This is a genomic window from Photobacterium kishitanii, from assembly GCF_003026355.1.
Lineage (GTDB): Bacteria > Pseudomonadota > Gammaproteobacteria > Enterobacterales > Vibrionaceae > Photobacterium > Photobacterium kishitanii.
In genome coordinates this window covers 44,661-50,660 of the sequence record NZ_PYON01000026.1, presented here as the reverse complement: position 1 = coordinate 50,660, position 6,000 = coordinate 44,661, and the positions used below count along the sequence as shown (strand labels likewise).

3 protein-coding genes and 2 tRNA genes are annotated in these 6,000 nt (G+C 42.3%); 3 read left to right on the top strand and 2 right to left on the bottom strand.

Annotated elements, in window-relative coordinates; genetic code table 11:
* Positions 1 to 35: 35 nt before the first annotated feature.
* Together C0W29_RS19800 and C0W29_RS19795 are read right to left on the bottom strand one after the other, a co-directional pair.
* Positions 36 to 120, bottom strand: a tRNA-Tyr gene (locus tag C0W29_RS19800).
* A gap of 75 nt (positions 121 to 195) precedes the next feature.
* Positions 196 to 280, bottom strand: a tRNA-Tyr gene (locus C0W29_RS19795).
* 182 nt (positions 281 to 462) lie between these two features.
* Between C0W29_RS19795 and C0W29_RS19790 the strand changes: the two genes are divergently transcribed.
* From C0W29_RS19790 to rluF, 3 genes are all read left to right on the top strand, one after another.
* Positions 463 to 1,536 carry an efflux RND transporter periplasmic adaptor subunit gene (locus tag C0W29_RS19790; RefSeq protein WP_045045362.1) on the top strand — a complete coding sequence of 358 codons (1,074 nt, stop codon included), beginning with the start codon at positions 463 to 465 and terminating at the stop codon, positions 1,534 to 1,536.
* Positions 1,536 to 4,661 (top strand): multidrug efflux RND transporter permease subunit, encoded by a 3,126-nt coding sequence (locus C0W29_RS19785; RefSeq protein ID WP_107174164.1) that lies wholly within the window; start codon positions 1,536 to 1,538, stop codon positions 4,659 to 4,661. The genes C0W29_RS19790 and C0W29_RS19785 overlap by 1 nt, the downstream gene beginning before the upstream one ends.
* A gap of 159 nt (positions 4,662 to 4,820) precedes the next feature.
* Positions 4,821 to 5,921, top strand: a complete 1,101-nt coding sequence (rluF, locus tag C0W29_RS19780) for a 23S rRNA pseudouridine(2604) synthase RluF (protein ID WP_045043327.1) — start codon at positions 4,821 to 4,823, stop codon at positions 5,919 to 5,921.
* Positions 5,922 to 6,000 lie beyond the last annotated feature (79 nt).

The following is a 6,000-nucleotide window of genomic DNA, read 5'->3' as shown; positions in this document are numbered from 1 at the left end:
ACCGAAAAGTTGTTATAAACAACCTTTCTAAATGATGGTGGTGGGAGAAGGATTCGAACCTTCGAAGGCAGTGCCGGCAGATTTACAATCTGCTCCCTTTGGCCACTCGGGAATCCCACCACGGGATGTTGCTATGATGATTAAAGGCCACTTTAACCACCGAAAAGCCGTTATAAAACAACTCTTCAAAATTAATGGTGGTGGGGGAAGGATTCGAACCTTCGAAGGCAGTGCCGGCAGATTTACAATCTGCTCCCTTTGGCCACTCGGGAACCCCACCACAAGTGCGGAGCGGATAATAACAAACATTTCAGCGCTGTAAACCCTTTTTGTTATATTTATCGAATACTTGCTTGATTTTTCATCACTAAGCTAATTTTTGCTTAACTTTACATTTCTTGACGTTACTCCTGCCCTAGTTCAGATATTATTCGGCGAGTATTTTTATGATGGTTTTAGCAAATGAAAAAAATGGCCGTAGCAGTATTAGTCGCCGCAGTATTATCAGGTAGTTACTTTTACTTTCAAGGAACGTCACATGCTGCGCAAAAAAAATCACCGCCCGAGCGATCGCAACGTGTTGTTTCTGTAACAACGGATGAGGTTGCTTCGGTTGCCGTTGCTCAATCGTTATCATTAGTTGGTAAATTGAATGCAGAACATGCGGTTAATGTTGCTGCTGAAGTGTCGGCTAAAATAAAAACGATTGCTGTCCCTGTTAATACAACGGTTACCAAAGGACAATTACTGATCCAACTTGATAATGATAAAGCCGCTGCTGCCTACGATGAAGCATTGGCATATCGTAATGATGAGCAACGTAAATTAACTGAATTTAAACGGTTGCTTGTTCGTGGTGCTATTACTAAAACAGAAATTGATGCTCAAGCTGCCAGTGTCAGCATTGCTAATGCACGTTTAAAAGCCGCATTAGCTAACCTTAACGATCATGCTATTCGAGCACCGTTTAATGGCACTATCGGATTATACGATTTTAGTCCGGGGCATATGGTTGCTGCGGGTGGTGAGTTGTTTAATTTTGATGACCTTTCTTCTATGCGTCTGGATATTGAAGTACCAGAACAATATATCTCCTCTTTAAAGGTTGGAATTAACGTTACTGCTAGAAGCCAAGCCTGGGGCGATCGTGCTTTTGTGGGCAAGATTCAAGCTATTGATTCACGTGTTCAACCTGACTCATTAAATATTAAAGTACGGGTGGTATTTGAAAATAAAGATCACGCGCTAAAACCGGGAATGCTACTCGCTACCGATATTGACTTTATTCCGCATCAGCAAGCGATTATTCCTGTGCAAGCATTAGAATATTCAGGCACTAAACGTTATGTATACATTGTTGACGATCAACAAAAAGTCCATCGCACTTTGGTTGAACTTGGCGAGCGTATTGATAATAACGTAGTGATACAAAAGGGCATTAAAATAGGTGAGCGTATTGTTGTACAAGGATTAGTCAATATGCGCGATGGCATCACCATTAAAGACATAACGCCTGCTGCTGGAGTGACGAGCTAATGTGGTTATCTGATATTTCAGTAAAGCGGCCAGTGGTTGCTATCGTATTAAGTTTGTTGTTGTGTGTATTTGGCATTGTGTCTTTTTCTAAACTGGCTGTACGTGAGATGCCAGATGTAGAAAGTCCAGTGGTGACCATCATGACCACTTATGAAGGTACATCAGCAACGGTAATGGAAAGCCAAGTTACCACGCCGATAGAAGATGAATTGTCAGGTATCAGTGGTATAGAGAATATTACCTCGATCACTCGTAATGGTATGTCGCGGATCACCGTTGAATTTAATATGGACTGGGATCTGACTGAAGGGGTAAGTGACATTCGAGATGCGGTTGCTCGTGCTCAACGTCGATTACCAGATGATGCCAATGATCCTATTGTTTCAAAAGATAACGGTTCTGGTGAGCCCGCGATCTATATTAATTTATCATCATCAGAGATGGATCGTACTCAGCTGACTGATTATGCGCAGCGAGTATTAGAAGATCGTTTTAGTCTGCTTGATGGCGTTAGTTCAGTAAGCCTGAGTGGTGCTTTATACAAGGTAATGTATATCAAGTTACAACCTGTCTTAATGGCAGGACGCGGTATCACCACCAAAGATATTGTTAACGCGCTTAAAGATGAAAACGTTGAATTACCCGGTGGTGAAGTCCGTAACGATCAAACGGTGATGTCAGTACGTACCGCACGCTTATATAAAACCGTTGATGATTTTAAGCATTTAGTGATCCGCAAAACGGCAACGGGAACACCTATTTATCTTAAAGATGTTGCTAATGTCGCGATTGGTGCTGAAAACGAAAACTCGACCTTTAAAAGCAATGGCGTAGTCAATTTAAGTTTAGGCATTGTAACGATGTCTGATGCTAACCCGCTCGATGTTGCGAAAGAAGTGCGCGCTGAAGTGGCGAAGATGCAAAAGTTTTTGCCGCAAGGGGCGTCGTTGACGATTGATTACGATGCAACGGTGTTTATCGAACGTTCGATTAATGAAGTTTATAACACTCTGTTAGTCACGGGTGCGCTAGTGATTCTGGTGTTGTATATTTTTATTGGTCAAGTGCGTGCAACTTTAATTCCTGCAGTAACGGTACCAGTGTCATTAATCTCGGCATTTATTACGGCTTATTTCTTTGGCTTTTCAATTAACTTGCTGACACTAATGGCGTTAATTCTGGCGATAGGATTGGTGGTCGATGATGCCATTGTGGTGGTTGAAAACGTTTTCCATCATTTACAACGTGGAGAATCACCGTTATTAGCGGCTTATAAAGGCACTCGCGAAGTAGGATTTGCGGTTATTGCAACCACAGCAGTCTTGGTGATGGTGTTCTTACCGATATCTTTTATGGAAGGTATGGTTGGGCGATTATTTACTGAATTTTCAGTGTTACTTGCAATGGCGGTGATCTTCTCATCTTTAATCGCATTAACGTTAACACCAGTAATGTGCAGTAAATTACTTAAAGCGAATGTGAAACCAAATCGATTTAATCTGTGGGTTAATCGTCAATTTGATAAATTAGAAAATGGTTATCGCGGTATTGTTACTGTTGCGGTAAAAAAACGTTTCGTGGCACCGATTGTGGTATTAGCGTGTATTGCCGCCAGTGCAGGGTTAATGAAAGTGATCCCCGCTCAACTCGCACCACAAGAAGATCGCGGAGTACTCTTTGCTTTTGTGAAAGGTGCAGAAGGTACCAGTTATAACCGTATGATTGGCAACATGGATCAAGTTGAAGCCCGCTTATTACCATTACTCGGTAAAGGTGTACTGAAATCTGTCAGCATTCAATCACCAGCATTTGGTGGCCGAGCAGGGGATCAGACTGGCTTTGTGATCATGCAATTAGAAGATTGGAATGATCGTTCTGTTAGTGCTCAACAAGCCTTGGGTCTGATCAGTAAAACATTGGCCGGTATTCCTGATGTACGCGTAATGCCAATGATGCCAGGCTTTCGTGGTGGATCATCTGAACCCGTACAATTTGTATTGGGCGGTGCGGATTACCAAGAACTGTTTAAGTGGGCGACTAAGCTTAAACACATTGCTGAAGATAGCCCGTTAATGGAAGGTGCTGATTTAGATTATGCTGAAACAACCCCTGAGTTACTGGTGAATGTTAACCGTGAGCGTGCGGCTGAATTAGGTATTCCAGTAACTGAAATTGCCGAAACATTAGAAGTGATGCTTGGTGGACGTAGTGAAACGACCTTTGTTGATCGCGGTGAAGAATATGATGTTTATCTGCGCGGTGATGAAAATAGTTTTAACAGCTCAACCGATTTAAGTCAGATTTATTTACGGGCGAAAAATGGCAAGCTAGTCACGCTTGATACTGTCGCTTCAATTGATGAAGTGGCATCAGCACAAAAGTTAAGCCATAACCAAAAGCAGAAATCGATCACCCTAAAAGCAAGCCTTTCTGAAGGTTACACGCTAGGTGATGCGCTTGATTTTCTTGATCAACAAGCGATTGATACGTTGCCGTCAGACATTACCGTTAACTATGCTGGTGAATCACAAGATTTTCGTGATAACCAAAGCAGTATATTCGTGGTATTTGGCTTGGCGTTATTGGTGGCTTATTTAGTGCTTGCAGCGCAGTTTGAAAGCTTTATCAACCCGCTGGTGGTAATGCTAACGGTGCCGATGGGAATTTTTGGTGGTCTTGCTGGATTATGGGTAATGGGGCAAGGGCTCAATATTTATAGTCAGATAGGCATGATTATGTTGATTGGTATGGTAACTAAAAACGGTATTCTTATCGTTGAATTTGCTAATCAGCTGCGTGATAAAGGAATAGAGTTTGAGCAAGCGATTATCGATGCCTCGGTACGTCGTCTACGCCCAATTCTAATGACAGCTTTCACGACTTTATTTGGTGCATTACCTTTGATTCTATCAACGGGGGCTGGTGCTGAAAGTCGTATTTCAGTCGGTACTGTGGTGTTCTTTGGAATGGCATTTGCCACTTTAGTAACACTATTAGTGATCCCTGCTATGTACCGTTTATTGTCAGCGAAAACGAAATCTCCAGGATATATTGAAGCGCAATTAGAAAAAGAATTGCAGCATGATTATGTCGGCCGTATTAGCCACGGTGATTTACCGAAGTAAATAATATGAGTAGCGAGTTTGCGAAAGGTTAAAAACTCGCTACTCGCTACTCGTCTCACAATCAGTTAAACTTCCCCTCATAACAACTATCGAGCAAGTAAACTACAATTAAGTGGTTTATTGCCCTGATCGACCTAAAGCCCTTTATAGAAGAAAACCATGTCACAAAATTCTACTGACCAGCAGAGCCCGAAAGGGGTTCGACTTAATAAATTTATCAGTGATACAGGCTATTGCTCACGCCGTGAGGCGGACAAGCTGATTGATCAGGGACGTGTAACCATCAATGGCACTGTGCCAGAAATGGGTATGCGCGTAATGGATAACGACGAGGTATTGGTTGATGATAAGCCACTACGTAGCAAAGAGCGTCCAATCTATATCGCGCTGAATAAGCCAACAGGTATTACTTGTACTACAGAACGTCATATTGAAGGCAACGTGATTGACTTCATTGGTCACCGTAAGCGTATTTTCCCGATTGGTCGTTTAGATAAGCCTTCTGATGGTCTTATTTTCTTAACCAATGACGGCGATATCGTTAATAAAATTCTACGTGCGGGTAATTCGCATGAAAAAGAATATGTCGTCCGTGTTGACCAAGCGATCACTCCTGAATTTATTGAAAAAATGTCTTCTGGGGTTGAGATCTTAGATACAGTGACCTTGCCATGTAAAGTCACTAAAGAAACGAACTTCTCATTCCGCATCGTATTGACTCAAGGCTTAAACCGTCAAATTCGTCGTATGTGTGAAGCGTTAGGTTATGAAGTGTATAAACTTCGTCGCGTACGTATCATGAACATTACGATTGATGGTCTACCAAACGGTAAGTGGCGTTATTTAACTGATGCTGAAATTAATGAAATTCAGCAGTTGATCGCTCAATCAAGTGGTACTGAAGAAGCATCAAAAACTGATGCTGAAGGCCGTACGATTGCAAAAGCAACAGATGCTAAGTTGTATGATCATCGCCAGCAAGAAGCACGCAACGAACGCCATGCAGCTGAAAAGCAGTTTAAAACCTATAGTGGTACTGGTGATTTCAATCGTCGTCCAGATGGTGCTAACCGCAGTAGCCGTAATCGTAATGAAGATCGTAATGGTCACAATGAAAGTCGTGGTGGTCGTACTGATGCACCTCGTCGTAATAATGATGATCGTCCAGCACGTACTTCAGCGCCAAGCCGTGATAGTAAACCAAGCTTTGGCGGTAAGAGCAGCGGTATTAAAAAGTGGAAATCAAAACGCGAAGAGTAAGAGCGTAGATCTTGAGGTTCGAAGTTTCGAGTCTTGAGGAAGAGCAGGGAAGAGCTTAGATCTCGAGGAGTGAGATAAA

Bases quoted from the DNA above. Each gene is read 5' to 3' on its own strand.
- C0W29_RS19790 (WP_045045362.1), top strand. From the start codon at position 463: ATGAAAAAAATGGCCGTAGCAGTATTAGTCGCCGCAGTATTATCAGGT.
- C0W29_RS19785 (WP_107174164.1), top strand. From the start codon at position 1,536: ATGTGGTTATCTGATATTTCAGTAAAGCGGCCAGTGGTTGCTATCGTA.
- rluF (WP_045043327.1), top strand. From the start codon at position 4,821: ATGTCACAAAATTCTACTGACCAGCAGAGCCCGAAAGGGGTTCGACTT.